This is a genomic window from Citrobacter sp. GW821-FHT07H02 (assembly GCF_059418505.1).
Genome location: NZ_JBWKPZ010000015.1, coordinates 91,170 through 118,077 on the forward strand (window position 1 = coordinate 91,170; position 26,908 = coordinate 118,077).

Genomic DNA, 26,908 nt, shown 5'->3' on the forward strand with positions numbered 1-26,908 from the left:
GGTCCTCTTTTAATGGCGAATTTTTTCATCGATCGCCCCATTTTTGCCTGGGTGCTGGCAATACTGTTGTGCCTGACAGGAACCCTGGCCATCTTATCTTTACCCGTTGAACAATACCCCGATCTGGCGCCTCCGAACGTGCGAATCACCGCAAACTATCCGGGCGCGTCCGCACAAACGCTGGAAAATACCGTCACTCAGGTTATCGAACAGAATATGACTGGTCTCGATAATCTGATGTACATGTCGTCGCAGAGCAGCGGAACAGGGCAAGCGTCGATCACACTCAGCTTTATCGCCGGGACCGACCCGGATGAGGCTGTGCAGCAGGTACAAAACCAGCTGCAATCCGCGATGCGCAAGTTGCCGCAGGCGGTACAGGATCAGGGCGTCACCGTGCGAAAAACCGGGGATACCAACATCCTGACTATCGCGTTTGTGTCTACCGATGGCTCAATGGATAAGCAGGATATCGCCGACTATGTCGCCAGTAATATTCAGGACCCGCTGAGCCGCGTGAATGGCGTGGGGGACATTGATGCCTACGGTTCACAGTATTCAATGCGAATATGGCTGGACCCCGCCAAACTGAACAGCGTTCAGATGACCGCCAAAGACGTGACCGACGCCATTGAGTCGCAGAATGCGCAGATCGCCGTCGGGCAACTTGGCGGTACACCCTCAGTGGACAAACAGGCGCTGAACGCCACCATTAATGCGCAATCGCTGCTGCAAACGCCCGATCAATTCCGCGCCATTACGCTGCGCGTCAATCAGGACGGTTCCGAGGTGAAACTGGCGGATGTCGCCACCGTCGAAATGGGGGCGGAAAAATACGATTACATCAGCCGCTTTAACAGCAATCCTGCTTCTGGTCTCGGGGTAAAACTGGCCTCTGGCGCCAATGAAATGGCCACTGCCAGTCTGGTGCTTCACCGTCTGGATGAGCTTGCGCAGTACTTCCCGCATGGGCTGGAATACAAGGTGGCCTATGAAACGACCTCCTTCGTAAAAGCCTCTATTGAAGACGTGGTAAAAACGCTGCTGGAAGCCATCCTGCTGGTGTTCCTCGTCATGTACCTGTTCCTGCAAAACTTCCGTGCAACGCTGATCCCGACCATTGCGGTGCCCGTGGTATTGATGGGCACCTTCTCCGTGCTCTACGCGTTTGGTTACAGTGTCAATACGCTGACGATGTTCGCGATGGTGCTGGCGATCGGCCTGCTGGTCGATGACGCCATCGTGGTCGTGGAGAACGTCGAGCGAATAATGAGCGAGGAAGGGCTCTCTCCGCGCGAAGCAACACGCAAATCGATGGGGCAAATTCAGGGGGCGCTGGTCGGTATCGCGATGGTGCTTTCCGCGGTATTTGTACCGATGGCTTTCTTCGGTGGGACAACCGGGGCGATTTATCGACAGTTTTCTATCACCATTGTGGCCGCGATGGTGCTCTCCGTGCTGGTAGCGATGATCCTGACCCCTGCCCTGTGCGCCACGTTGCTGAAGCCATTGCATAAAGGCGAACAGCACGGGCAAAAAGGATTCTTCGGCTGGTTTAACCGCAGCTTTAACCGCAATGCTGAACGTTACGAAAAAGGGGTTGCGAGAATTCTGCATCGCAGCCTGCGCTGGATACTGATCTACGTGCTGCTGCTTGGCGGTATGGTGTTCCTGTTTTTGCGCCTGCCAACCTCATTTTTGCCGCTGGAAGATCGCGGCATGTTCACGACCTCCGTCCAGTTGCCCAGCGGTTCAACGCAGCAACAGACGCTGAAAGTGGTGGAGGAGGTCGAGAAATATTTCTTTACCCATGAGAAAGACAACATCATGTCCGTCTTCTCAACGGTCGGCTCAGGTCCGGGCGGAAACGGGCAGAACGTGGCCCGCATGTTTGTCCGCTTAAAAGACTGGGACGAACGAGACAGCACGACCGGAACGTCGTTTGCCATTATCGAGCGTTCAACAAAAGCCTTTAGCAAGATTAAAGAAGCCCGGGTGTTCGCCAGTAGCCCCCCCGCGATCAGCGGCCTTGGCAGTTCCGCTGGGTTTGATATGGAGCTTCAGGATCACGCCGGAGCCGGGCATGACGCATTAATGGCCGCGCGGGACCAACTGATTGAGCTCGCCGGGAAAGACAGTCTGTTGACCCGTGTCCGCCACAATGGTCTGGACGACAGTCCGCAGTTGCAAATTGAAATTGACCAACGTAAAGCGCAGGCGCTTGGCGTCTCTATCGATGATATCAACGATACGTTGCAAACAGCCTGGGGGTCGAGCTACGTCAACGACTTTATGGACAGAGGTCGTGTGAAGAAAGTATACGTTCAGGCGGCGGCAAAATACCGCATGCTGCCAGGCGATATTAATCTCTGGTACGTGCGCAATAAAGAGGGCGGGATGGTGCCTTTCTCCGCCTTTGCAACCTCCCACTGGGAGACCGGTTCACCGCGTCTGGAGCGCTACAACGGCTACTCTGCGGTAGAGATTGTGGGGGAAGCTGCCCCCGGTGTCAGCACCGGCACCGCGATGGATATTATGGAGTCGCTGGTACGCGAATTGCCGACGGGCTTTGGTCTGGAGTGGACCGCAATGTCATATCAGGAACGCCTCTCTGGCGCACAAGCGCCAGCGCTGTACGCCATCTCGCTACTGGTGGTATTCCTATGTCTGGCGGCGTTGTATGAAAGCTGGTCGGTGCCGTTCTCGGTGATGCTGGTGGTGCCATTAGGCGTTATCGGCGCCCTACTTGCCACGTGGATGCGCGGTCTGGAAAACGACGTCTATTTCCAGGTGGGGTTACTCACGGTCATTGGTCTCTCGGCGAAAAACGCCATTCTGATTGTCGAGTTCGCCAACGAGATGAATGAGAAAGGGCACGATCTGCTGGAAGCCACTTTGCACGCCTGTCGTCAGCGCTTACGACCAATTCTGATGACCTCGCTGGCGTTTATCTTCGGGGTGTTGCCGATGGCGATCAGCAATGGCGCAGGTTCCGGTGGTCAGCACGCCGTGGGAACCGGCGTGATGGGCGGAATGATCTCCGCAACGATTCTGGCGATCTACTTCGTACCGTTGTTCTTCGTGCTGGTACGTCGACGCTTTCCGCTAAAACCGCGACCAGAATAATCGCGCCATAAAAAAGGCGACCTGCCAACGGGTCGCCTTTTCTGTGTGAAACCTTCACACTATGATTATTTCACTGCTTATTTCTTCCTGAAAACTATTTACGAAGCATCACTTCGATAAAGTCTTTCCAGTTCCCCAGTTCACGTTCAATCATAACAACCTCTCTTATTATTATGGGTATTCTACAAAAACATTATCTTCAGGAGAAGATAATTTAACCGATTGGTGCAATTACATTCTTCGGAAAACGAGACTATGTCATCACTATGGTCCTATACTCATAAACTTTATGTGACCAACTGCAATATTTTGCAACAATCATACATCTTCTACTACTTTCTCAATTTTGATGTAAAAACAGTCAATTGCAACAGGTGATAATCTGAATTATCACCTCTGCGGAATATTCAAGAACATTCATGTATCATTATTCACAATACATTCAACAATGTTATATTTCACGGCCATCATTACCTGAGAAATAACAGCGATGATGACTATTCCGCGTAGTCATGCACTGCGATAATATTGCTTAATTATTCGAAATTCGCGTAAAAGGATTCAAAAATGGTTACCGTCTTCGGCATCAAAAACTGTGACACCATCAAGAAAGCGCGGCGCTGGCTGGAGGCGCACGGCATCGACTACCGTTTCCACGATTACCGTGCAGACGGATTAGAGAGTGAATTATTGAATAGCTTTATTGCTGAGTTAGGTTGGGAAGCGTTACTGAATACGCGTGGCACCACCTGGCGCAAACTTGATGAAGCGACGCGTAATAGCATTACCGATGCTACTGCCGCTGCCGCATTGATGACAGAAACGCCAGCAATAATAAAACGACCATTGCTCTGGACGCCCGGTAAGCCTATGCTGCTTGGCTTTAGCGAATCCAGTTATCAGCAGTTTTTTAATGAGGTGTAGTCTATGTCGTGCCCGGTCATTGAGCTGACACAGCAGCTTATTCGCCGCCCTTCCCTGAGCCCGGATGATGCGGGATGTCAGGCGTTAATGATTGAACGCCTGCGCGCTATCGGTTTTACCGTCGAGCGCATGGATTTTGGTGACACACAGAATTTCTGGGCATGGCGCGGACAAGGTGAAACCCTCGCCTTTGCCGGCCACACCGACGTGGTCCCCGTCGGAGATGTCGATCGGTGGATTAACCCGCCTTTCGAGCCAACGATCCGTGACGGTATGCTGTTCGGCCGCGGTGCGGCAGACATGAAAGGTTCCCTGGCGGCGATGGTTGTGGCGGCAGAGCGCTTCGTGGCTCAGCATCCCAATCACCGTGGGCGTCTGGCATTTCTGATCACATCAGATGAAGAAGCCAGCGCGCAGAACGGCACCGTTAAAGTGGTTGAAGCGCTGATGGCGCGTCGCGAAAGACTCGATTATTGCCTGGTGGGCGAACCTTCCAGCACTGAAATCGTCGGCGACGTGGTGAAAAATGGTCGTCGTGGTTCACTGACCTGTAATCTGACGATTCACGGCGTCCAGGGCCACGTGGCTTACCCGCATCTGGCAGATAACCCCGTTCACCGTGCAGCGCCCATGCTGAACGAACTGGTGGGCATTGAGTGGGATCAGGGCAATGAATTCTTCCCTGCCACCAGCATGCAGATAGCCAACATCCAGGCGGGCACCGGCAGCAATAACGTGATCCCGGGCGAACTGTTTGTCCAGTTCAATTTCCGTTTTAGCACGGAACTGAACGATGAGATGATCAAGTCCCGCGTGCAGGCACTGCTCGACAAACATCAGTTGCGCTACACCGTCGACTGGTGGCTTTCCGGCCAGCCTTTCCTGACGGCACGCGGCAAACTGGTGGATGCGGTGGTGAATGCCATTGAGCACTATAATGAGATCAAACCCCAACTGCTCACGACGGGTGGAACATCCGACGGGCGGTTTATTGCACGTATGGGAGCGCAAGTGGTGGAACTTGGGCCGGTCAACGCCACCATTCATAAAATTAATGAATGTGTGAATGCGGCCGATCTGCAACTGCTTGCCCGTATGTATCAACGTATCATGGAGCAACTCGTCGCCTGATGAGTGCTCCCGAAAGAGGAAATAAGCATGGACTGGCTGGCACAATATTGGTGGGTTCTGATACTGGTTTTTCTGGTAGGCGTACTACTGAACGTGATCAAAGATCTCAAGCGCGTCGACCATAAAAAATTCCTCGCCAATAAGCCGGATCTTCCCCCACATCGTGACTTTAACGACAAGTGGGACGATGACGACGATTGGCCGAAGAAAGATCAACCGAAGAAGTAACCCGTAGGCCCGGATAGCACGCATAGCGTTGCCATCCGGCCCTCGCGCCTGATGGCGCTACGCGTATCAGGCCTTACCTATCAGATCATCTCAATCACATCATCATCATGGGGCGTACCGCCACTGAGCGCTTCATCGAAGTAATGCTTCGGCACGGTAAAGCGCAAATGATCGAGCGCGAACTGCATACTGCGGTCATCAATGGCGTGCCCTAAACCTTCCACGATATCCAGTGTGACATCGCCCCCCGCCCGTAATAAGGCTTCCTGGGCCGCCACCGCATGCGATAACTCAATCACCCGATCTTCACCGCCGTGAATCAGATGCACGGTCGTCGCCGTTGTCGCGGTTTCCGGCAGACTGGCGTAGCGACCATTAAACGCAATCACTCTGGAGGCCAGCCCTGAATGCGCTTTCACGCTTTCGAGCGACATAATTGCGCCTTGTGAAAAGCCAATCAGCGCCGTAGCCTTCGCATCCACCCCGCTCTGCTGTTGCCAGTAGCGGATCGTTTCAACGAATACCGGCATGATAGCGTCTACCCGCGCCTGACGATTTTCTTCCGTCACGCCCTGCACGGAAAACCACTGGCGTCCCGGTGCCGGACCACAGGGTTCTGCGCCCCCAATGCTGACAATCAGCGCGTCCGGGAACAGGGGAATAAACCAGCGCCCCAATTCCCCCATCGCGACCGGGTTGTCACCCACGCCATGAAACAGCAGCAACAACTGTTGTGCGGGTTGGGCAGGACTTTGAACAACAAAATGGTCATGTTTCATGGCAATCTCCTTAACTGATGGGTCGATTCTACGCCGCTTAATCACAATGACCATGCCAGGAAATTGAAGGAGTTAGTGAAAAAATTGCCATTGCAAAATACGATCATGTAACCGCTGCGCGCGTCCGGCATCCAGCGTTGCCAGCGCCTGCGCGACTTCCGCTCTCTGCATGGCCAGCAGCGCTTTACGCCCTGACAGAGCCAGTCTGGCGCACAATTGCACTTCACTGTCTTTGTCCCGCAGACGTCCACGTAACGCAGGAAGCGGGTGACAGCAGGTCTCCAGCAGACGACTAAGGCTGCCTAGCGACGTCAGCAGCGGACGATGGGCAAAAGCAAAACCTGCCAGCGCCTGCCAGTCATCATCATTAAGCGTAGCCTCTTTCAGCGGGATAACCGGAACCGCTTCACCGTTCCAGTGAGACAACGCCAGCGCATCTCGTCGCAGCCGGTGATGCTCACTCTCTGCCAGCTGTTTCCCCGCTTCGCTGATCGGGAAAATGGCCATCGCTGTAAAACACCCGCTACTCGCTTCCCGATGGTTCCCCATCCGGACCAGGATGAATCCACAGCGTTGCCAGAAGCGCCACAATGTCGCCGTGAAGCCAAAGCTGACGGAGAGATAATCCAGCTGAGACGCGTCGGCACTGGCCTGTGCGATCAACTGTTGACCAAGGCCTTCACGTTGCCGTGTGGGATGTACGGCAATGCGGCTCACGCGTCGCCCTGTCAGCGTTGCCGCCAGCGGAGAGCCTCCATGCGCTGCCAGTGATTGCGCAACCAGATTGCCTCGGGGTCGGCGGTAGCCCGCCCAGACCGCCTGACTCAGACGGGCGGATAATCCGCCTTCATCCACCAGCCAGACGGCGCCAGCCACACGGTCGGTCCCTGAGGCCTGAAGAAAATGCTGACCAGGGGCATCCATCATGCGGCGTAAATCCAGCGGCGATGTGCGATAGTGCGCGCCGGAGAGCAGTCGATATACCGCCAGCGGCAGTTCCGGATTTGTGCGCCAGGCGTCCTGTGCAAACGCCGAGATGCGAATATCGCCCTGCGGAGTCTGCGCGAATGTTTCGTCATCAAAAACCAGTGCGTCGCTGACTGTTTTTTCCAGCGGGCATCCTTGCGCCCAGCGAATTGGCTGGCGCAACTCAAAACGCTGCAGATGCGCAAAGTGAGCGCAAAACTTCAGTAAAAAGCCGCGGCCAGTGCCTTCGTAACCCTGAACGGTGGTGGTCAACAGCGTGCGGGGAAACCGCGCCACCAGGCGATGAAGTAGCGGAGCGGGCAGTGCGGCGGCTTCATCAACAATCAGCCAGTCTGCGGATTCAGCGCCCGCCAGCAACGCATCCGGTGCAATAAAACGAAATTTGTCACCCGCGAACTGCGCCAGCACGTCCGTTGCCGCTTTTGCCGGTGCCGTCACAATCGCCGTACCGCCGATTCGCCGGATCAACTGCCCTGCCAACGCCGATTTTCCCCGACCACGCGCGGCGGTGACAGTGGCCACGCCGGAAGGCATTTGCAACAACTGCTGCAAAATTTCGGCTTGTTCAGGCTGCGGCTCACCCGATGCGGGTTGCCAGTCGTCACGGACTGGAAAGTGCGGCCACGAGAAGGGCTGATGTTGTTGCCAGTGCAACACCTGCTCATCGCGGGCGATGCATCGCATAAAATGTTGGACAAAGTGAGGGGTGGGAATCGGTTGTGGGCAGTCGCTCCAGCGTAGCGAATCTTCGTCAGGGTGATTTTCCCAGGTAGCATAGGCAGGCGTCAGCAATACCAGCCAGCTTCCCGCCTGAAGCGTACCACTCAACGCGGCAAATGCAGCAGCGTCAAATCCCTGCCGCACATCAAACACCGCATGACGAAACTCTCGCCCCAGTAATGTTTGCAACGCCTGAGGCCGACAGTGCGGCTCAACAGGTGCTTCAGACGCGACCCACAGCCAGTCGCCCGGCAACGCGTCGCGAAGCATGAGCGCCTGTTCAGCGCACCAGCGTTCATTACCACTGAGCACCAGCAGACGACGAATGCCCTCCTTCGCCATTTGCGCAGTTAAGGTACTCAGCACATTGTTTTCCGACATCCCTGCCCCGGTCGTTTAAAAGCCTTTGCCAAAGGTATTACATTGTGCCGGGTCGCCGCTATCAAATCCGCGTTTAAACCAGCTGTAACGTTGCTCAGATGTACCGTGCGTAAAGCTGTCCGGGACAATCCGCCCCTGACCCTGCTGCTGCAGACGATCGTCGCCAATCGCCTGAGCGGCATTCAGCGCTTCTTCCAGATCACCCGATTCCAGCACGCCCTGATGTTTCATGCTGTTGCCCCAGACGCCGGCAAAACAATCCGCCTGTAATTCCATGCGCACGGAAAGCTGGTTTGCTTCTGTCTGCGTTGCGTTCTGCTGCAACTGACGCACTTTCGGCTCAATGCCCAGCAGTTTTTGCACATGGTGTCCCACTTCATGGGCAATCACATAGCCCTGAGCGAAATCGCCATCAGCGCCCAGTTTGTTCTTCATGTCATCATAGAACGAGAGATCGATGTAGACGGTACCGTCCGCCGGGCAGTAAAACGGCCCCATTACCGACTGGCCCGCACCGCACCCGGTACGCGTCGCGCCACGGTACATCACCAGCTTCGGTTGCTGGTAGGTACGCCCCATCTTTTCAAACTGTTGTCCCCAGGTGTCTTCTGTTGTTGCCAGGATCACCGAGGTAAATTTTGCCGCTTCATCATCATTTGGGCTGATGGAACGTGTCGATTGTTGTTGCGAGACCGGTTCACCGGTCATTAATCCGCTTAAATCCACACCGTAATAACCCGCTACCAGCACCACAATCAGCAGAATGATGCCGCCTTTGCCACTTGGCAAACGAAAGCCAGGACCGCCCATAGAGGGGCCACCACCGGTGCTATTGCGCCTGTCTTCCACATTGTCACTTTCACGACGCCCTTGCCAGCGCATAGTCATACCTCATCAATATATTCGTTATAGTGATGATCGTAGGCGCTCAGGGAGAGGATTACCATAGGAAACAGCTACCAGAATCGGCTGTTCGGGATGAACCGGAGAGTTTTTAACCCTCCGGTTTCAGAGAAGATGTTAGTCTAACTTTACACCCAGGCGGTGTGCGACGGCTTCATAGGCTTCGATCAGGCCGCCAAGACTCTGACGGAAACGGTCTTTATCCATTTTATCCAGCGTCTCTTTATCCCACAGACGGCTACCGTCCGGAGAGAACTCATCACCCAGTACCACTTCGCCTTTGTACAGACCGAATTCCAGTTTGAAGTCGACCAGAATCAGACCCGCATCATCAAACAGCTTTTTCAGCACATCGTTGGCTTTGTAGGTTAACTCTTTCATCCGTGCCAGATTTTCTTTGCTCACCCAACCAAAGGTTTCGCAGTAAGAATCGTTGACCATCGGGTCATGCATGGCGTCGTTTTTCAGGAACAGATCGAACAACGGCGGGTTCAGTTCAATGCCTTCCTCTACGCCTAAGCGTTTCACCAGAGAGCCTGCAGCGCGATTACGTACCACGCACTCTACCGGCACCATATCCAGCTTTTTCACCAGACACTCGGTGTCGGAAAGCAGTCGCTCCATCTGGGTCGGGATACCCGCTTCTGCCAGTTTGGTCATAATGAAATGGTTGAATTTGTTGTTCACCATCCCTTTGCGATCAAATTGTTCAATGCGCGCGCCATCCCCTGCTGACGTATCATTGCGGAATTCGAGCACCAACAGGTCCGGGTTTTCCGTGCTGTATACGGTTTTCGCTTTACCACGATACAACTCAGCTTGCTTTTGCATCTTTAACACTCCTGGGTGTGAATTAACGATAAAAATTGCGTTTTTCTGCCGACGCACACGTTTGCGTATCATATCAGAAAAAAGGGCCGGATATCTCCAGCCCTGTTTTATTACTTACTGAATGCAGCCTGGAATACGGCAACCAAGGCATCGTTTTGCGATTGCGTCAGGGTATGCCCCTTCGGATCGATAAACTGCAAGCTACTACGGTTATCTAAATCACCGACCTGCAATTTATAATCGCCGGACACCAGTCCCGGATCGCTTGCGCCCAGTTCCTGCCAGTCACTGTCAGAAAGCGGTTTGTAAGTCACGGCAAGACTGCCCTTCGAGCGCGTGCTGTCGGTCACTTTCATGCCCGCTTTTTCAAGCGCTGCCGGCAGACGCTGCCAGACGACGTTAAACGGACCACGCACCACCAGCATTGGCAGACCGGTGTCGTCGGCCGCGCTCTGTACGTCCATGGTCGCAGCAGAACGATTCTGCGCCGCATTCGCCGCGTCAGTGGCCGTCTTATCGAGGCCCGCAGAGATAACGTTCATCATCTCAGCGCTGTAACGCTGCAACGACGCCGCATCGGCAACCGGTTTACCCGCCTGTTCCAGGTTAACCAGTTTCACAGAGACAGCCTGTTGATAACCTTGCGGTTTAACAGAGATTTGATAGCGTCCGCGATACTGCTCGTCTTCGTCCAGACGGTTCCAGTCAACCCAACCGGTCGTCAGCGTCTGAGTGGCATCGTCACGTTTGTCAATCGGGTAGTTTTTAGACTGAATCAGACTAACAACCTGTGGCCACAGCGTGTTGCCACGACCATTCTCCACCAGCAGAGTTGCGGTATCGCCAGTAAACTGGGTACGCGCGCCGCTGACCAGCGCTAACGGCTGAGCTGGCGGGCGAATGTCCAGCGCTTTACCCACAGCACCGCTGCCGTTGGTCACCGGAATGTTGTAGTCGCCTGTTTGCACCGGCAGAATCATCCCTGCAGGGGCATGAAGTTCAGCAAGCGGTGCGGCATCCAGATAGGATTCATCACCGCTCACCTGGCGCTTGTAGCGCGAGTCAGAACTACAGGCAGCGAGCAGCATAACAAGCGAAACACCCGCAACCTTGGCCAGGCGCGACTTTTGTACTGAGTAAGCCATCAAATCTCCCTAAACTTTACAGCAAACCGGCATGCTTAAGCGCCGCTTTGACAATCTCACGACCATTATCCGTGATCGGCGTCATTGGCAGGCGCAGCGTATCGGTCGCCACAAGACCCAACTCCTTACATGCCCATTTCACCGGGATAGGATTGGGTTCGACAAATAGTTTGTTGTGTAACGGCATCAGACGCTGGTTGATCACACGCGCCTCGGCAAAACGCCCTTCTGCCGCCAGTTTGCACATTTCAGCCATATCGCGCGCTGCAACGTTAGTCGTTACAGAAATCACGCCATGACCACCGAGCTGCATAAAGTCCATCGAGGTCGCATCATCGCCGCTAAGCAGCGCGAAATCATCTGAAACCAGCTCTTTGATCTGGTGAACGCGACTTAAGTTCCCTGTCGCCTCTTTAATTGCGACAATATTTTTCACCTTCGACAGGCGACCAACGGTTTCCGGCAGCATATCGCAGCCAGTACGGGATGGCACATTATACAGAATTTGCGGCAGGTCGGTGTGCTCAGCGATGGCTTTGAAATGCTGGAACAGCCCTTCCTGCGTCGGACGGTTGTAGTACGGCGTCACCGTCAGGCAACCGACAATACCGCTGTCGTTGAAACGCTGAGTCAGGCTAATGGCTTCCGCAGTCGCATTGGCGCCCGTTCCGGCGATCACCGGAATACGTCCATCAGCCAGCTCCACCGTCATCATCACCACGTCGGCATGCTCATCATGACTCAGCGTGGCGGACTCGCCTGTGGTGCCAACAGAAACAATCGCCGAAGTGCCGCTAGCGACATGATAATCAATCAGTTTTTTAAGGCTTGACCGGCAGACATTACCTTTATCATCCATCGGTGTAACAAGCGCGACAATACTTCCCGTGAACATGGGCCATCCTCTGTGCAAACAAGTGTCTCAATGGTACGTTTGGTACGACAATAAAAGCAAGTGACCAGAGCCGTTCTGATTGTTGTATGCAGGTTTTTTTTATGCTTTCCTTATGATTACCTCACCTCTGAAAGGAAGAACAGGATTGACATCGTCATCGCAACATTATCTGGTCATCACTGCGCTGGGTGCCGATCGCCCGGGAATTGTGAACACTATCACCCGCCATGTCAGCAGCTGCGGCTGTAATATCGAAGACAGTCGACTGGCGATGCTGGGGGATGAGTTTACGTTTATTATGTTGTTATCGGGTTCCTGGAACGCCATCACCCTGATTGAATCGACCTTGCCGTTGAAAGGCGCAGAGCTGGATTTATTGATTGTGATGAAGCGCACGACCGCCCGTCCTCGCCCGGCAATGCCCGCCACGGTGTGGGTGCAGGTCGACGTGCCAGACTCTCCGCATTTGATTGAGCGTTTTACCGCCCTGTTCGACAACCACCAAATGAACATCGCCGAACTGGTTTCACGCACTCAACCCGCTGAAAACGAAAAGGCTGCGCAGCTTTTTATTCAAATTACCGCACATAGCCCGGCATCGCAGGTTTCGGTAAATATTGAACAAGCGTTTAAAGCACTATGTACAGAACTCAATGCGCAAGGCAGTATAAACGTTGTCAATTACTCACAACATGATGAACAGGACGGAGTTAAGTAATGAACCCACTGAAAGCCGGTGATACCGCACCGAAATTTAGCTTGCCGGATCAAGACGGAGAACAAGTAAATTTAACCGACTTCCAGGGACAGCGAGTTTTGGTTTATTTCTACCCCAAAGCCATGACGCCCGGCTGTACCGTTCAAGCCTGTGGCTTACGCGATAACATGGACGAGTTAAAAAAAGCAGGTGTTGAAGTGCTGGGGATCAGCACCGATAAACCTGAGAAGCTCTCCCGATTTGCTGAGAAAGAAGTCCTTAACTTCACGCTGCTGTCAGATGAAGATCATAAGGTTTGCGAACAATTCGGCATCTGGGGTGAAAAATCCTTTATGGGCAAAACCTACGATGGCATCCATCGCATCAGTTTCCTGGTCGATCCCGACGGGAAAATTGAGCATGTGTTCGATGACTTTAAAACCAGCAATCACCACGATGTGGTGTTGAACTGGTTAAAAGAAAACGCGTAACTCCTCTTCCCGGCGCTGGCGACAATCGTGTCGCCAGCGCCGTTTTTCTCTGCGTAACATCCCCCAATGTGACTAATATCACAGTGTTATTTTCCCTGCCGACACTAATGCCGACACACCAAATCGCGGACGGTATTGACCATCACTTTTGTTCTGTTTTCGCAACAAAAACCACGTAACCAGTTGATTTTAAGATAATTAAAAAGATGGCATCCTTTGTGCATAACAGGCGTAACGTTTTGTTTTGTCTCAAGGAGCCACATGAACCGCTTTGTGATAGCCGATCCTCAGTGGTGTATTGGATGCAATACCTGTCTTGCTGCGTGTTCGGACGTACATAAAAAGCAAGGCTTGCAACAACATCCACGACTTGCTCTGGTGCGAACCCCCACACACACCGCGCCTGTGCTTTGTCGTCACTGCGAAGACGCCCCCTGCAAGCAGGTGTGTCCTGTCAATGCGATCACGCGCCATGATGACGCCATTCAGCTCAATGAAAGCCTTTGCATTGGCTGTAAACTTTGCGGCCTTGTCTGCCCGTTTGGCGCCATTGTCCCTTCCGGCAGCCGTCCTGTTGACGTTCCCACGCAGTTTGCCCATCAGGCGGAAGGACAACTCAATGACGTGCCGGAAAGCGCGCCGGCGCTCAGCCCCTTCTTACGCTGGGATGCCGGGGTACAAGCCATCGCCGTTAAGTGCGACCTCTGCTATTTCCTCCCCGAAGGTCCGGCGTGCGTCGCCACCTGCGTCACTCAGGCGTTGCACCTGGTCACCGATGATGTCCTGCGCCAGCAGACCAGACTGAAACAGCAACTGGCTGTCGACGCGATGCCGGACCTCGCGCTGGATCCTCTTTCATTGACTCAGGAGCAACGTTGATGGATGCCCTGCAATTATTGATGTGGTCGCTGGCGCTCTATGTCGCCGGCGGCGTGATGTCATTGTTATTCTCAGGACGCGATCGGGCTGCCATTAATATCGCCGGTTTATCGGGGGTTTTAGGGGGACTTACCGGTATCGGCAGTGCGATAACGCAGCTGAAAACCGGCGCGACGCTCACCTGGGCTATTCAGACTCCCTTCTCATTTGCCGAGCTGACAGTTCGAATGGACAGCCTGTCCGCCTTTATGGTGCTGGTGATTTCATTGCTGGTCACCGTCTGTGCGCTTTACTCTTTGGCCTACATGCGCGAATACGTCGGCAAGGGCGCCGCCGCGATGGGGTTCTTTATGAACCTCTTTATCGCCTCGATGGTCGGTTTGCTGGTGATGGACAACGCCTTCTGGTTTATTGTGCTGTTCGAAATCATGTCGCTGGCCTCATGGTTCCTGGTGATTGCCGAACAGGATGACGAATCCGTCAGCGCAGGCATGCTCTACTTCTTCATCGCCCACGCCGGTTCAGTTCTGATCATGATCGCCTTCTTCCTGATGTGGCGACAAAGCGGCAGCCTCGACTTCGCCAGCTTCCGGGAATTGTCACTCTCGCCCGGTCTGGCTTCTGCCGTCTTCCTGCTGGCATTTTTTGGCTTTGGCGCAAAAGCGGGGATGCTACCGCTGCACAGTTGGTTACCCCGCGCTCACCCTGCCGCACCGTCACATGCTTCCGCGCTGATGTCAGGTGTGATGGTGAAGATCGGTATTTTCGGCATTCTCAAAGTCGGTATCGATCTCCTCGCGCATAGCGGCATTCCGCTGTGGTGGGGCATCGTCGTGCTGGCGTTTGGCGCCGTGTCTGCCGTGCTCGGCGTACTTTATGCCCTGGCGGAGCATGACATTAAGCGCCTGCTGGCCTGGCACACCGTTGAGAACATCGGCATTATTTTGCTCGGGGTCGGGGTCGGCATGATTGGCCTGTCGATACACCAGCCAATCCTGGCGGCGGTCGGCCTGCTGGGCGCTCTCTTTCACCTGCTCAATCACGCCTTGTTTAAAGGTCTGCTGTTTCTTGGCGCCGGGGCCATCATCTGGCGTTTGCACACCCGCGATATGGAAAAAATGGGCGCGCTGGCGAAAAGGATGCCCTGGACCGCAGGCGCGTTTCTGATTGGCTGTCTGGCCATTTCCGCAATGCCGCCGCTGAACGGTTTTATCAGTGAGTGGTACACCTACCAGTCGTTATTTGCCATGACCCGGTTTGACGATGTGGCATTGCGTCTGGCGGGTCCCATCGCCATCGTGATGCTCGCCATTACGGGTGCGCTGGCCGCCATGTGTTTCGTTAAAGTCTACGGAATCAGTTTCTGCGGCGCACCGCGCAGCGAAAAAGCGGAGCAGGCGCAGGAAGCGCCCTGGCAGATGGTGGTGGCGATGATCGTGCTCGCCGCGCTGTGCGTCTTTACCGGCATTGGCGCCAGCTGGGTCGCGCCGCAAATCATGCAGATTGTGCTCTCGTTTACGGCGGCCAGCACCGCGCCTGTGGCAGAGGGCATTTCGCTGATCCCGGGTGAAATGCATGAAACCCTGATGACTCCATCAACCGTTTTCCTGTTGCTGCTCGCCTTGCCTCTCCTGCCGGGTCTCTACTGGTGGGTCTATCGCTCCAGACGCGGCGACTTCCGCCGTGCCGGGGATGCGTGGGCCTGCGGCTACGGCTGGGAAAGTGCGATGGCGCCTTCTGCTGGCAGCTTCACTCAGCCGTTGCGGGTGATGTTCTCTACGCTCTATCGGTTACGCAAACAGCTCGATCCGTCACCACCGCTCGCCAGTGGTTTACTCCACGCCACGACCGCTGCGCGGAACACGGAACCGTTCTGGGATGAGTACATCATCGCCCCCATCGTTCGTATGACACAGCGCCTGGCGCACAAAATACAGTATCTGCAAAGCGGCGATTTCCGCCTGTATTGCCTGTATGTCGTGGCTGCGCTGGTCATTCTGTTACTGATTATCGCCGTCTGAGGAAACGACCATGACACCCACACTCTTCGACGGATATCTGGCGGGTTTTGCGTTGTTGCAGGCCGTCATTTTATTGGCACTGACGCCGTTGTTCACCGGGATCTCCCGGCAGATCCGCGCCCGTATGCACTCACGCACGGGACCGGGGATCTGGCAGGACTACCGCGACATCAACAAACTGTTAAAGCGTCAGGAAGTCGCGCCCTCTTCATCGGGTCTGATGTTTCGCGTCATGCCATGGGTATTGCTCAGCAGCATGTTGGTGGTGGCAATGGCGTTGCCACTCTTCATCCGTACGTCGCCCCTCGCGGGCGGCGGCGATTTGATCACTCTTATCTATCTCTTTGCCTTATTCCGCTTCTTTTTTGCCCTTTCCGGGTTGGATACCGGAAGTCCGTTCTCAGGGATCGGGGCCAGCCGGGAAATGACGATGGGTATCCTGGTGGAACCCATTCTAATCCTCTCTCTGCTCGTTATCGCATTAATGGCCGGCTCTACGCATATCGCCGTCATTAGCAACGTACTGGCGGCAGGTTGGGCATCGCCGGTCGCCACACTGCTGGCGTTGCTCGCCTGCGGTTTCGCCTGCTTCATTGAAATGGGAAAAATTCCTTTCGATGTTGCAGAAGCCGAGCAGGAACTTCAGGAAGGGCCGTTAACAGAGTATTCCGGTGCCGGACTGGCGCTGGTGAAGTGGGGGCTTGGGCTGAAACAGGTGGTGATGGCCGCGTTGTTCATCTCGCTGTTCCTGCCGTTTGGCAACGCAACAACCCTGACTTTCAGCAGCTTGCTGATCTCGCTGGTCGTGACACTGGGCAAAGTTCTGCTGCTCTTCGTGCTGGCGTCTTTCGTCGAAAATACTCTGGCGCGCGGCAGATTCCTGCTGACGCACCACGTTACCTGGCTCGGTTTTAGTCTCGCCGCGCTGTCGTATGTTTTCTGGTTAACCGGTCTGTAAGGAGCATCGACATACCATGGAATCTCTTGCTCTAACGACGCTGCTGCTACCGTTTATCGGCGCGCTGGTCGTTTCGCTTGCCCCACAGCGCCAGGCCGCCACATTGGGGACGCTCTTTGCCGGACTGGCGACGATCAGTATGCTGGCGCTGGAGGTCATGTTTTACCAGGCCGGGAAAGCGACGGTTGTTCTTCCGCTGGCGAGCGTCAATGACATCGCGCTGTTTGGACTGGTGATCGATCGCGTCAGTACGTTGATCCTGTTTGTGGTTGTTTTTCTCGGCCTGCTGGTTTCACTCTTTTCCAACGGCTATTTGACCGAAAAAAACCGCGAACACCCGCACAACGGCAGCAACCGCTATTACGCCTTTCTGCTGATTTTTATCGGCGCAATGTCCGGGCTGGTGCTCTCTTCCACCATTCTGGGGCAACTGCTGTTTTTCGAAATCACCGGCGGCTGCTCCTGGGCGCTGATCAGCTACTACCAGACAGCAAAATCACAGCGTTCTGCGTTAAAGGCGCTGTTGATTACGCACATCGCCTCACTGGGGTTGTACCTCGCCGCCGCCACGCTGTTTTTACAGACCGGCACCTTTGCGCTCAGCGCGCTGAGTGAAGTGCAAGGTGACGCCCGCTATCTGGTTTACGGCGGCATTCTGTTCGCCGCATGGGGGAAATCGGCACAGCTGCCGCTCCAGGCCTGGTTGCCGGATGCGATGGAAGCGCCAACGCCGGTCAGTGCGTATCTGCATGCGGCCTCGATGGTCAAAGTGGGGGTCTACATTTTTGCCCGCGCGATCCTCGACGGCGGTCAGATCCCGCCTGCCATTGGCTGGACGGGCGTGGTGATGGCGCTGGTAACGCTTATCTACGGTTTCATGATGTATCTGCCGCAACACGATATGAAACGCCTGCTGGCCTGGTCGACCATTACCCAACTGGCCTATATTTTTCTCGCACTGTCACTTGCCACTTTCGGTTCTCATCTCGCTTTCGAGGGCGGTATTGCTTACATCGTCAACCACGCGTTTGCCAAAAGCCTGTTCTTCCTGGTCGCGGGTTCTCTGAGCTATAGCTGCGGAACACGTCTGCTGCCGCGTCTGCGCGGCATATTGCGCACGTTGCCGCTGGTGGGAATTGGTTTCTGCGTGGCGGCGTTGGCCATCACCGGCGTACCGCCATTCAACGGTTTCTTCAGCAAGTACCCGCTTTTCGCCGCCGGTTTCATGCTCTCCAGTCAGTACTGGTTGCTGATACCTGTCCTGGTTCTGGTGCTGATTGAATCGGTCGCCAGTTTCGGTTGGTTTATTTATTGGTTTGGTCGCGTCGTGCCGGGCAAACCGAGTGACGACGTTGCGCAGGCAGTGCCGCTGCCGCTCTCAATGCGTCTGGTGTTGATGGTACTGATTGTGATGTCGCTTGTGTCCAGCGTCATCGCCGCAACCTGGCTTCAGTAAGGAGGTGAAGGATGACGGGAACAACGCTCGTAAATAATCTGGCGGGACTGATGATGCTGACGTCACTTCTGGTGATCTGCGTCAAAGGCTATCGCCTCTCATGTATTTTTTATGCCGTCCAGTCGCTGGTTCTGGTGTCCATTTTCGTGACGCTCTCGCGGGTGTTTGCGGCAGAACAACTGATGATGTGGTCGGTCAGCGCCTTCGTCACCAAAGTGGTGATGGTGCCGCTGATTATGAGTTTTGCCGTACGCAAAATCGCCCCGGTCAGCACAGAGAAGAACTTGTTCGGCCCGGCAACCATGGCGTTACTGGCTGCACTCATTGTGCTGCTCTGCGCTTTCGTCGTACAGCCGGTGAAATTACCGATGGCGGCGGACCTGAAGCCTGCACTGGCGGTAGCGCTGGGGCATTTCCTCCTCGGACTGCTGTGCATTATCAGCCAACGCAATATTTTGCGGCAGATTTTCGGTTACTGCCTGATGGAGAACGGCTCCCATCTGGTGCTGGCGCTGATCGCCTGGCGCGCGCCGGAGCTGGTCGAAATAGGCATTGCGACCGACGCCATTTTCGCCGTTATCGTGATGGTGCTGATGGCCAGAAAAATTTGGCGGACCCATGGCACGCTGGACGTGAACAACCTGACTGCGTTGAAGGGATAATGAAATGAGTCATTCTGTCATGTTCACCTTACTGTTGCTGACGCCACTGGTTATCTCATTGCTCTGTTTTGCCTGTCGCATGACGGGCGGGTCAGCACGCAACGCGGTCACCCTGATTCATACCGTGGGGATCACATTACTGCTGATTCTGACGCTCTGGACGGTAAAAGAAGCGCTGAGCGAAGGCGAGATTTTCGCCGGGCATCGCTGGCTGCATATTGATAGCCTGAGTGGACTGTTTTTAGCCATTCTGGGTGTCATTGGTTTTCTCACGGGCCTCTATTCAATCGGTTATATGAATCATGAGGTGAAACACGGAGAAATCACCGAGCCTACGCTCTGTAACTATTACGGTTTCTTCCATTTGTTTTTGTTCACGATGCTGCTGGTGGTGACCAGCAATAACCTGATCGTGATGTGGGCGGCGATTGAAGCCACCACCCTCAGTTCCGCGTTTTTGGTGGGTATCTACGGCCAGCGCTCCTCACTGGAAGCGGCCTGGAAATACATCATCATCTGTACCGTTGGCGTCGCTTTCGGTCTGTTTGGCACCGTTCTGGTATACGCCAACGCCGCGAGCATCATGTCCGATCCTAATCTGGCGATTTTCTGGACCGACGTGTTGAAGCAGGCGACGCTGCTTGATCCGACGCTGATGCTGCTGGCGTTTGTGTTTGTCCTGATTGGTTTCGGTACCAAAACCGGTCTGTTCCCAATGCACGCCTGGCTGCCGGATGCGCATAGTGAGGCACCCAGCCCGGTGAGCGCCCTGCTTTCTGCGGTATTGCTTAACTGTGCGCTGCTGGTGTTGATCCGTTATTACATCATTATCTGCAACGCCATCGGCAGCGATTTCCCCAATACGCTGCTGTTGATCTTCGGTCTGTTGTCCGTCGGGGTTGCCGCCTTCTTTATTCTCGTGCAGCAGGACATGAAACGTCTGCTGGCCTATTCCAGCGTGGAAAACATGGGACTGGTCGCCGTTGCGCTGGGTATCGGCGGGCCGCTGGGTATTCTGGCGGCGTTGCTGCACACGTTAAACCACAGTCTGGCGAAAACCCTGCTGTTCTGCGGTTCCGGCAATGTACTGCTGAAATATGGCACGCGAAATATTGATGTGGTCTGCGGAATGCTAAAAATCATGCCGTTTACCGCCGTCCTGTTTGCGGGCGGTGCATTGGCGCTCGCGGGCATGCCTCCGTTCAATATCTTCCTCAGTGAATTTATGACCGTCACGGCGGGTCTTGCCCGTGATCATATCGTGCTCACCATTGTGCTCTTGCTGCTGCTGACGGTGGTGCTGGCGGGTCTGATCCGCATGGTCGCCCGGGTTCTGTTTGCTCGCCCGCCAGAGGCGGTGAGTCGCGGTGAACTGGGGTGGCTGACGACGCTACCCATGGTGGTTCTGCTGGTCATGATGCTGGTCATGGGTACCCACATACCGCAACCGGTAAGCCGAATTCTGGAAAATGCCTCCGCGATCGTGCTTTCAGGCTCCTCTGAACGCCCTATTCAGCTAAACGGCTGGCGTGATTTTGTTAACCCCACTACTGCATCGGTACCGGAGAGTAAAAGTGAATTATTCAGACAGCGTTAATAACCAGTCAATCCGCGGCGAAGCCTGTCTGGCCGCAGTACGAAATCAGTTTCCTGGCGCGGTGCTGGACGAAGAGCGACAAACACCGACGCAGGTGACGATTACGGTAAAAACGAATCTGCTGCCCGACATCGTGCATTATCTTTACTACCAGCATGAAGGCTGGCTACCGGTGCTGTTTGGTAACGACGAACGAAGCCTGAACGGACACTATGCGGTTTACTATGCGCTCTCGATTGAAGGCGCGGAAAAATGCTGGATTGTGGTGAAGGCGTTGGTCGATGCCAACAGTCGTGAGTTCCCATCGGTCACGCCACGCGTCCCTGCCGCGGTCTGGGGCGAGCGGGAAATTCGCGATATGTATGGCCTTATTCCGGTCGGTTTGCCCGATCAGCGCCGACTGGTGCTGCCAGACGACTGGCCTGACGATATGCATCCGCTGCGTAAAGATGCCATGGATTATCGCCTGCGCCCAGGACCGACGACCGATAGCGAAACCTATCCGTTTATTAACGACGGCGGTGATGACGCGCGCGTGATCCCCATCGGTCCGCTGCATATTACCTCCGACGAACCCGGCCATTTCCGCCTTTTTGTTGATGGTGAGCGGATCGTCGACGCCGATTATCGCCTGTTTTACGTGCACCGCGGCATGGAAAAACTGGCGGAAACGCGGATGGGCTACAACGAAGTGACATTTTTGTCGGACAGGGTCTGCGGCATTTGTGGATTTGCCCACAGCGTGGCCTACGCCACGTCCGTCGAAAATGCGCTTGGGATCCACGTCCCGCAGCGTGCGCATACCATCCGTTCGATATTGCTGGAAGTCGAGCGCCTGCACAGCCATCTGCTTAATCTGGGTCTTTCCTGCCACTTTGTCGGCTTCGATACCGGCTTTATGCAGTTTTTCCGCGTACGTGAAAAATCGATGACGATGGCGGAACTGCTGACGGGTTCGCGTAAAACCTATGGCCTCAACCTGATCGGCGGCGTTCGCCGCGATATTCTCAAAGAGCAGCGTCTGCAAACGCTGAAGCTGGTTCGGGAAATGCGCGCAGAGGTTTCGGATCTCGTCGAAATGTTGCTCGCGACCCCCAATATGGAACAACGCACCCAGGGCGTCGGTATTCTCGACCGACAAATTGCCCGCGACTTTAGTCCCGTAGGACCGTTGATTCGCGGCAGCGGTTTTGCCCGCGACCTGCGTTTTGACCACCCGTATTCTGACTACGCCAACATCCCGAAAACGCTGTTCAGCTTCCCTGGGGGCGATGTGTTCTCCCGCGTGATGGTACGCGTGAAAGAGACCTTCGACTCGCTGGCAATGATCGAATACGCCCTCGACATGATGCCGAATACGCCGCTGCTCACCGAAGGCTTCACCTATCGCCCGCATGCTTTTGCACTCGGCTTTGTAGAAGCACCACGCGGCGAAGACGTGCACTGGAGCATGCTCGGCGACAATCAGAAGCTGTTCCGCTGGCGCTGCCGTGCCGCGACCTATGCGAACTGGCCAGTTCTGCGCTACATGCTGCGTGGTAACACCATTTCTGATGCGCCGCTGATTATCGGCAGCCTCGATCCTTGCTATTCCTGCACTGACCGCGTGACGCTGATTGATGTGCGTAAGCGCAAGTCGAAAACCGTGCCGTATAAAGAGATCGAGCGCTACAGCATTGACCGTAGCCGTTCGCCGCTGAAGTAAGGACAGAAAAATGCTGAAATTACTCAAAACCATCATGCGGGCTGGAGAGCCCACGGTGAAATACCCTTTTGCGCCGCTGGAGGTCAGCCCTGGCTTTCGCGGCAAGCCGGAGCTGGACCCACGTCAGTGCATCGCGTGTGCGGCCTGTACGTCGGCGTGCCCCGCCAACGCCCTGACCATGGAAACCTCCGCGCAGGATAACACCCGCACCTGGCAGCTCTATTTGGGGCGCTGTATTTATTGCGGTCGTTGCGAAGAGGTGTGTCCAACCCGGGCGATACGGCTGTCTGAAAACTTCGAGCTGGCGGTCACCTGTAAGGCGGACCTGTACACCCGCGCAACGTTCCGTCTGCAACACTGCACTCAGTGTCAGCGGCCGTTTGCGCCAGAAAAGTCGATCGAGATGGCTATCGCGTTACTGGTGCAACAGCAAAATGCGCCGCAAAACCTGGAATTGCTGCGTCAGCAGGCAGGCATCTGCCCGGAGTGTAAACAACGCGCCGCGCTGTTTCATGGCGGCTGCGAAAATATATCTTTTGCCATTAAGGAGAAGCAATGACTTCGTTGACGGCAACGCATCGCCACCACGTCAGTCAGCCCATTACGCTGGACGACCAGGCACAACAAATGAAGCAGCGCCTCCTGAAGGATATTCGCCGCTCAGCGTATGTTTATCGCGTTGACTGTGGCGGGTGTAATGGCTGCGAAATCGAGATCTTCTCTGCGATCACCCCGGTGTTCGACGCTGAACGATTTGGTATTAAGGTGGTGGCGTCCCCCCGACATGCCGATATTTTGTTATTTACCGGCGCCGTTACCCGTGCAATGCGCATGCCTGCGCTGCGCGCGTACCACTCCGCGCCAGACCATAAGATCTGTGTCTCCTATGGCGCCTGCGGCGTCGGTGGCGGGATTTTCCACGATCTGTACTGCGTGTGGGGAGGCAGTGACACGATTGTGCCTATCGACGTGTGGATACCGGGATGTCCACCCACGCCAGCCGCTACGATCCACGGTTTTGCCGTGGCGCTGGGATTACTGCAGCAGAAAATTCATGGTGTGGATTATGTCGATGCCGCAGCCGAACCGTCTCAACCGCTGTGGCCGCAGATCCCTTCCGCTCAGCGTATCGCCGTGGAGAGAGAGGCGCGCCGCCTGGCGGGTTATCGCCAGGGACGGGAGATCTGTGACCAGCTCTTACGGGTGCTGACTCAGGATCCTTCCGGTCAACAGGTGGCGAGCTGGTTACAAGAGGCTGACGATCCGCGTCTGACCGACATCGTACACCAGTTATTACTGACTCTCAGGGGGCAACATGGCTAATCAGCGCGGCGAAATCGTCTTCTGGACGCTGCGAAAGAAGTTTCTCGACAGTACGGTCGCCATGCCGGAAAAAAGTCGCCAGGTCATGTACTACTCACTGGCGATAGGCCATCACGTTGGTGTCATCGACTGCCTGAACGTGGCATTAACCTGCCCGCTGGCAGACTACAACCAATGGATAGCGCAAGTGGAAGATGAAGAGGCGCGCCGCAAAATGTCGGGCGTACTCCGCTTTGACGAGATTGTTATCGATGCCAGTCACGTTAACATGCTCAGCCGCGCCTTCTCCCCCCTCGCCGATGACGCCGCGGAACCGTGGCGTAATTTGAGTATCCAATTGATTCATCTGCTGGATGATATTGTTCGTGAGCCCGCCATTTATCTGATGGCGCGGAAGATCTCGTGAGACGGATAACATTACGAAGTGAAGGGATAAGGTAAAGTGTCGCGTTGCCATGATCGCTACCGAAACGCACTCGCTACACCCAATGTCTCTTCAGTAAAAAGGACCGTTGATGACAAAGTTTGACGAGGCAATTTTTGCCCCGCCTGTAGGTAAGTTGTTGGATGATGTAGTCAGTACACTTATGCACTCTCTGACTCGGCAGAATGATAAGGCCTCTATACTGCACGCCTTCGTTCCGCTCCCCCCGCCCTTCAGCCCAATACAACTTATTGAACTCCACATCCCGGAAAGCAGCTTTTATTATCGCTGCTTCGACGATGGAACCGACGAGATTGTCGAAGAACCTTACCTGCGCGACGTCAGCGACTCTTCGCTACACGCCACGCTGCTCGGCGATACGCTGATGGCGGAGTTGCGCTTCATTCGCACGGATAAAGGAACGTTTACCCGCCAGGACACCAGCTTATTCAACTGGTTAGTTCGCATTATGACGCCTGTACTGGAATCTATGCTTACCCAGTCGAGCCAGCAGGAATCCCTTCAGACCGTCTCGAAAGAACGCGATCATCATCGTGTGCTGGTCGATATAACCAACTCGGTGCTCTCCCATTTAAATCTGGAAGAGCTGATCGACGACGTTGCCAGAGAGATTAACCACTTCTTCGGTATTACTTTCGTCAGCATGGTTTTGCGGGATACCCGGCGGACAGACAAGTTCTGCGCATGGAGTACCGATTTCTCTCAGGAAGAACAGCCGGAACGCCTGCAGTTTATCCTGCAGGAACAGAGCATCATGCTGATGCAAACGCTGCGCGACAAGCACGCCTGTTTGCTGCATCTGGCAGATGATCCCGTTCTGTGGGAGCACGACCCGCTGCTGCTGGATCTGAAAAACAACAACGTCGGAAACGCCTTCTTTCTGCCACTGACCTTTGGCAGCCATACGCCGGGCGTCTTACTTCTCGCCCACCCTTCGCGATCGCAGTTCAGCGAAGAGAATTGCGAACTTCTCCAACATATTGCCGACCGCGTTGCTATCGCCGTAGATAATGCCGATGCCTGGCGCAGTATGACGGACCTGAAAGAGAGCCTGAAACAGGAAAATTTTCAGCTGAGTGAACAACTGTTCGCCAGCCAGGGCGCCGGTAATATTATCTATCAAAGCCAGGCAATGGATGATCTGCTTTCGCAGATCAACATTGTGGCGCAGAGCGACAGCACCGTATTGATCTGCGGTGAAACGGGGACGGGGAAAGAGGTGATTGCCCGCGCGATCCATCAGTTAAGTCTGCGTCGGGATAAACCGCTGGTAAAGATTAACTGCGCCGCGATCCCCGCCAGCCTGCTGGAAAGTGAACTGTTCGGACACGATAAAGGGGCCTTTACCGGCGCGATCAACACCCATCGCGGCCGCTTTGAAATTGCCGACGGCGGAACCTTATTTCTCGATGAGATCGGCGATCTTCCCCTCGAGTTACAGCCCAAATTGCTGCGTGTACTGCAGGAACGGGAGATCGAACGTCTTGGCGGAAACAAAACAATACCGGTCAACGTGCGAATGATTGCCGCCACCAACCGCGATCTCTGGCAAATGGTCGAAGACCGGCAATTCCGTAGCGATCTGTTTTATCGGTTGAACGTTTTTCCCCTTGAGATACCGCCGCTGCGCGAACGCCCGGAAGATATTCCGCTTCTGGCGAAACACTTTACGCAAAAGATGGCGAAGCGGATGAACCGGAACATTGACGTGATCCCGACGGAAGCGCTACGTCAACTGATGACCTGGGACTGGCCGGGGAACGTGCGTGAACTGGAAAACGTGATCGAACGTGCGGTATTGCTCACCCGGGGCAATAGCCTGAATTTGCATCTGAATACCCGCCAGACCCGGCTACTGCCGCCGCTGGGAAGCGACTCCCCCGTTTCCGGGCCGATGTCGGAAATGCTTAATCCCGCCACACCAGAAAATGATGAAGAGGAGCGCCAGCGTATTATTCAGGTTCTACGGGAAACAAACGGCATTGTCGCCGGACCTCGTGGCGCCGCTACGCGACTGGGCATGAAACGCACAACCTTATTATCGCGTATGCAACGGCTGGGCATTACCGCGCGTGAGGTCTTATAACGCTGCAACTCTGTGAAGGGATTCACATTTCATTCTCGTAAGAGGCTCTCACTCTGGTACGCACTGTGCATAAAGGTATGCAGTCTTTGATATCTCAGTGCTATTCAGGAGTATCTTATGAAGAACAGCGTTTCTTTAGATTTGAGAATGCCTGCAGAAATGGCAAAAGTCGCCGAACAGGCAGGCGTCTATAAGGTGACAAAGAAAAAGGAATTGGCATTTTTTCTGGCAATCACTGCCGGTGTGTTCATTTCTATTGCCTTTGTCTTTTATATCACCGTAACCACTGGCGCAGGGCCAGCGACAGCGTTAACCAAACTGGTTGGCGGTCTCTGTTTTTCTCTCGGTCTTATTTTTGTCGTCGTTTGTGGTGCCGATCTATTTATGTCGACAGTAATGACGGTCATGGCCAAAGCAAGTGGGCTGATCAGCTGGCGGCAATTAATCGTCAACTGGTTTATTGATCTTACCCGCGAATAGTGGACACGCGACTAAGTGAGTAAACTCTCAATCAGAGGTGACTCATGACAAAACCAGT

At 54.7% G+C, this 26,908-nt stretch carries 24 protein-coding genes and 1 pseudogene; 18 read left to right on the forward strand and 7 right to left on the reverse strand.

Features of this window, described 5'->3' with window-relative positions; all coding sequences use genetic code 11:
• Positions 1-12: 12 nt before the first annotated feature.
• Complete coding sequence (gene acrD, locus AC07NP_RS15450; RefSeq protein ID WP_494660987.1) at positions 13-3,126, forward strand: multidrug efflux RND transporter permease AcrD; 3,114 nt, start codon at positions 13-15, stop codon at positions 3,124-3,126.
• Between the two features lie 94 nt (positions 3,127-3,220).
• Here acrD and ypfM read toward each other — a convergent pair whose 3' ends face one another.
• Complete coding sequence (gene ypfM, locus AC07NP_RS15455) at positions 3,221-3,280, reverse strand: protein YpfM (RefSeq protein ID WP_001386977.1); 60 nt, start codon at positions 3,278-3,280, stop codon at positions 3,221-3,223.
• A 413-nt stretch (positions 3,281-3,693) separates the two neighbouring features.
• Here ypfM and AC07NP_RS15460 point away from each other — a divergent pair, with 413 nt between their 5' ends.
• The 3 genes from AC07NP_RS15460 to AC07NP_RS15470 are packed head-to-tail and all read left to right on the forward strand — an operon-like array spanning position 3,694 to position 5,409.
• Positions 3,694-4,050 (forward strand): ArsC family reductase, encoded by a 357-nt coding sequence (locus AC07NP_RS15460; protein ID WP_494660988.1) that lies wholly within the window; start codon positions 3,694-3,696, stop codon positions 4,048-4,050.
• A 3-nt stretch (positions 4,051-4,053) separates the two neighbouring features.
• Complete coding sequence (dapE, locus tag AC07NP_RS15465; RefSeq protein WP_203360461.1) at positions 4,054-5,181, forward strand: succinyl-diaminopimelate desuccinylase; 1,128 nt, start codon at positions 4,054-4,056, stop codon at positions 5,179-5,181.
• A 27-nt stretch (positions 5,182-5,208) separates the two neighbouring features.
• Entirely contained in the window at positions 5,209-5,409 is a 201-nt protein-coding gene (locus AC07NP_RS15470; protein WP_203360460.1) for a YpfN family protein, read from the forward strand.
• Between the two features lie 80 nt (positions 5,410-5,489).
• On the opposite strand, the gene ypfH is transcribed toward AC07NP_RS15470, so the two are convergent.
• The 6 genes from ypfH to dapA all read right to left on the reverse strand — a co-directional run bounded on the left by ypfH (position 5,490) and on the right by dapA (position 12,050).
• Positions 5,490-6,188, reverse strand: coding sequence for an esterase (gene ypfH / locus AC07NP_RS15475; protein ID WP_494660989.1), 699 nt, complete (start codon positions 6,186-6,188; stop codon positions 5,490-5,492).
• 72 nt (positions 6,189-6,260) lie between these two features.
• The gene (locus tag AC07NP_RS15480) at positions 6,261-8,276 is read right to left on the reverse strand and encodes a tRNA(Met) cytidine acetyltransferase TmcA (protein WP_494660990.1); all 2,016 of its coding nucleotides are present in this window, start codon (positions 8,274-8,276) and stop codon (positions 6,261-6,263) included.
• Between the two features lie 15 nt (positions 8,277-8,291).
• Positions 8,292-9,158, reverse strand: coding sequence for a KPN_02809 family neutral zinc metallopeptidase (ypfJ, locus tag AC07NP_RS15485; protein WP_203360457.1), 867 nt, complete (start codon positions 9,156-9,158; stop codon positions 8,292-8,294).
• A gap of 138 nt (positions 9,159-9,296) precedes the next feature.
• Entirely contained in the window at positions 9,297-10,010 is a 714-nt protein-coding gene (gene purC / locus AC07NP_RS15490; protein WP_203360456.1) for a phosphoribosylaminoimidazolesuccinocarboxamide synthase, read from the reverse strand.
• Between the two features lie 110 nt (positions 10,011-10,120).
• A complete protein-coding gene (gene bamC / locus AC07NP_RS15495; RefSeq protein WP_203360455.1) occupies positions 10,121-11,155 on the reverse strand; it encodes an outer membrane protein assembly factor BamC in 1,035 nt (344 codons plus the stop codon).
• 16 nt (positions 11,156-11,171) lie between these two features.
• Positions 11,172-12,050, reverse strand: a complete 879-nt coding sequence (gene dapA, locus AC07NP_RS15500; RefSeq protein ID WP_203360454.1) for a 4-hydroxy-tetrahydrodipicolinate synthase — start codon at positions 12,048-12,050, stop codon at positions 11,172-11,174.
• Between the two features lie 145 nt (positions 12,051-12,195).
• Between dapA and AC07NP_RS15505 the strand changes: the two genes are divergently transcribed.
• The 14 genes and pseudogenes from AC07NP_RS15505 to AC07NP_RS15570 form a co-directional block, all read left to right on the forward strand.
• Positions 12,196-12,768, forward strand: coding sequence for a glycine cleavage system transcriptional repressor (locus tag AC07NP_RS15505; protein WP_202882566.1), 573 nt, complete (start codon positions 12,196-12,198; stop codon positions 12,766-12,768).
• On the forward strand, positions 12,768-13,238 hold the full coding sequence (bcp, locus tag AC07NP_RS15510) for a thioredoxin-dependent thiol peroxidase (protein WP_162379060.1): 471 nt from the start codon (positions 12,768-12,770) through the stop codon (positions 13,236-13,238). Before AC07NP_RS15505 ends, bcp begins: the two co-directional genes overlap by 1 nt.
• A 261-nt stretch (positions 13,239-13,499) precedes the next feature.
• Positions 13,500-14,117, forward strand: coding sequence for a 4Fe-4S dicluster domain-containing protein (locus AC07NP_RS15515; RefSeq protein ID WP_203360453.1), 618 nt, complete (start codon positions 13,500-13,502; stop codon positions 14,115-14,117).
• A complete protein-coding gene (gene hyfB, locus AC07NP_RS15520; protein ID WP_494660991.1) occupies positions 14,117-16,138 on the forward strand; it encodes a hydrogenase 4 subunit B in 2,022 nt (673 codons plus the stop codon). Before AC07NP_RS15515 ends, hyfB begins: the two co-directional genes overlap by 1 nt.
• Before the next feature lie 10 nt (positions 16,139-16,148).
• On the forward strand, positions 16,149-17,096 hold the full coding sequence (locus AC07NP_RS15525) for a respiratory chain complex I subunit 1 family protein (RefSeq protein WP_203360451.1): 948 nt from the start codon (positions 16,149-16,151) through the stop codon (positions 17,094-17,096).
• Between the two features lie 16 nt (positions 17,097-17,112).
• Positions 17,113-18,552, forward strand: a complete 1,440-nt coding sequence (locus AC07NP_RS15530) for a hydrogenase 4 subunit D (RefSeq protein ID WP_494660992.1) — start codon at positions 17,113-17,115, stop codon at positions 18,550-18,552.
• A gap of 11 nt (positions 18,553-18,563) precedes the next feature.
• Positions 18,564-19,214 (forward strand): hydrogenase 4 membrane subunit, encoded by a 651-nt coding sequence (gene hyfE / locus AC07NP_RS15535; RefSeq protein WP_494660993.1) that lies wholly within the window; start codon positions 18,564-18,566, stop codon positions 19,212-19,214.
• 4 nt (positions 19,215-19,218) lie between these two features.
• Entirely contained in the window at positions 19,219-20,811 is a 1,593-nt protein-coding gene (gene hyfF, locus AC07NP_RS15540) for a hydrogenase 4 subunit F (RefSeq protein ID WP_494660994.1), read from the forward strand.
• Positions 20,789-22,516: a hydrogenase large subunit gene (locus AC07NP_RS15545; protein WP_203360447.1), complete on the forward strand. Its 1,728-nt coding sequence runs from the start codon at positions 20,789-20,791 to the stop codon at positions 22,514-22,516. The genes hyfF and AC07NP_RS15545 overlap by 23 nt, the downstream gene beginning before the upstream one ends.
• 10 nt (positions 22,517-22,526) lie before the next feature.
• Positions 22,527-23,075: a hydrogenase 4 subunit H gene (hyfH, locus tag AC07NP_RS15550; protein WP_494660995.1), complete on the forward strand. Its 549-nt coding sequence runs from the start codon at positions 22,527-22,529 to the stop codon at positions 23,073-23,075.
• Positions 23,072-23,839 carry an NADH-quinone oxidoreductase subunit B family protein gene (locus AC07NP_RS15555; protein ID WP_494660996.1) on the forward strand — a complete coding sequence of 256 codons (768 nt, stop codon included), beginning with the start codon at positions 23,072-23,074 and terminating at the stop codon, positions 23,837-23,839. The genes hyfH and AC07NP_RS15555 overlap by 4 nt, the downstream gene beginning before the upstream one ends.
• Complete coding sequence (locus AC07NP_RS15560) at positions 23,832-24,245, forward strand: formate hydrogenlyase maturation HycH family protein (RefSeq protein ID WP_494660997.1); 414 nt, start codon at positions 23,832-23,834, stop codon at positions 24,243-24,245. The genes AC07NP_RS15555 and AC07NP_RS15560 overlap by 8 nt, the downstream gene beginning before the upstream one ends.
• Before the next feature lie 109 nt (positions 24,246-24,354).
• Complete coding sequence (locus tag AC07NP_RS15565; protein WP_494660998.1) at positions 24,355-26,370, forward strand: sigma 54-interacting transcriptional regulator; 2,016 nt, start codon at positions 24,355-24,357, stop codon at positions 26,368-26,370.
• Between the two features lie 117 nt (positions 26,371-26,487).
• Positions 26,488-26,826 (forward strand): annotated as a pseudogene (locus tag AC07NP_RS15570) (formate/nitrite transporter family protein); the annotation flags it as partial.
• Positions 26,827-26,908: the final 82 nt, after the last annotated feature.

Coding starts and splice junctions, on each gene's coding strand:
- hyfB (WP_494660991.1), top strand. CDS start 14,117: ATGGATGCCCTGCAATTATTGATGTGGTCGCTGGCGCTCTATGTCGCC.
- ypfH (WP_494660989.1), bottom strand. CDS start 6,188: ATGAAACATGACCATTTTGTTGTTCAAAGTCCTGCCCAACCCGCACAA.
- ypfJ (WP_203360457.1), bottom strand. CDS start 9,158: ATGCGCTGGCAAGGGCGTCGTGAAAGTGACAATGTGGAAGACAGGCGC.
- AC07NP_RS15480 (WP_494660990.1), bottom strand. CDS start 8,276: ATGTCGGAAAACAATGTGCTGAGTACCTTAACTGCGCAAATGGCGAAG.
- hyfE (WP_494660993.1), top strand. CDS start 18,564: ATGACGGGAACAACGCTCGTAAATAATCTGGCGGGACTGATGATGCTG.
- AC07NP_RS15525 (WP_203360451.1), top strand. CDS start 16,149: ATGACACCCACACTCTTCGACGGATATCTGGCGGGTTTTGCGTTGTTG.
- AC07NP_RS15530 (WP_494660992.1), top strand. CDS start 17,113: ATGGAATCTCTTGCTCTAACGACGCTGCTGCTACCGTTTATCGGCGCG.
- hyfF (WP_494660994.1), top strand. CDS start 19,219: ATGAGTCATTCTGTCATGTTCACCTTACTGTTGCTGACGCCACTGGTT.
- bamC (WP_203360455.1), bottom strand. CDS start 11,155: ATGGCTTACTCAGTACAAAAGTCGCGCCTGGCCAAGGTTGCGGGTGTT.
- AC07NP_RS15460 (WP_494660988.1), top strand. CDS start 3,694: ATGGTTACCGTCTTCGGCATCAAAAACTGTGACACCATCAAGAAAGCG.
- AC07NP_RS15555 (WP_494660996.1), top strand. CDS start 23,072: ATGACTTCGTTGACGGCAACGCATCGCCACCACGTCAGTCAGCCCATT.
- dapE (WP_203360461.1), top strand. CDS start 4,054: ATGTCGTGCCCGGTCATTGAGCTGACACAGCAGCTTATTCGCCGCCCT.
- acrD (WP_494660987.1), top strand. CDS start 13: ATGGCGAATTTTTTCATCGATCGCCCCATTTTTGCCTGGGTGCTGGCA.
- dapA (WP_203360454.1), bottom strand. CDS start 12,050: ATGTTCACGGGAAGTATTGTCGCGCTTGTTACACCGATGGATGATAAA.
- bcp (WP_162379060.1), top strand. CDS start 12,768: ATGAACCCACTGAAAGCCGGTGATACCGCACCGAAATTTAGCTTGCCG.
- AC07NP_RS15470 (WP_203360460.1), top strand. CDS start 5,209: ATGGACTGGCTGGCACAATATTGGTGGGTTCTGATACTGGTTTTTCTG.
- AC07NP_RS15515 (WP_203360453.1), top strand. CDS start 13,500: ATGAACCGCTTTGTGATAGCCGATCCTCAGTGGTGTATTGGATGCAAT.
- purC (WP_203360456.1), bottom strand. CDS start 10,010: ATGCAAAAGCAAGCTGAGTTGTATCGTGGTAAAGCGAAAACCGTATAC.
- AC07NP_RS15560 (WP_494660997.1), top strand. CDS start 23,832: ATGGCTAATCAGCGCGGCGAAATCGTCTTCTGGACGCTGCGAAAGAAG.
- AC07NP_RS15565 (WP_494660998.1), top strand. CDS start 24,355: ATGACAAAGTTTGACGAGGCAATTTTTGCCCCGCCTGTAGGTAAGTTG.
- hyfH (WP_494660995.1), top strand. CDS start 22,527: ATGCTGAAATTACTCAAAACCATCATGCGGGCTGGAGAGCCCACGGTG.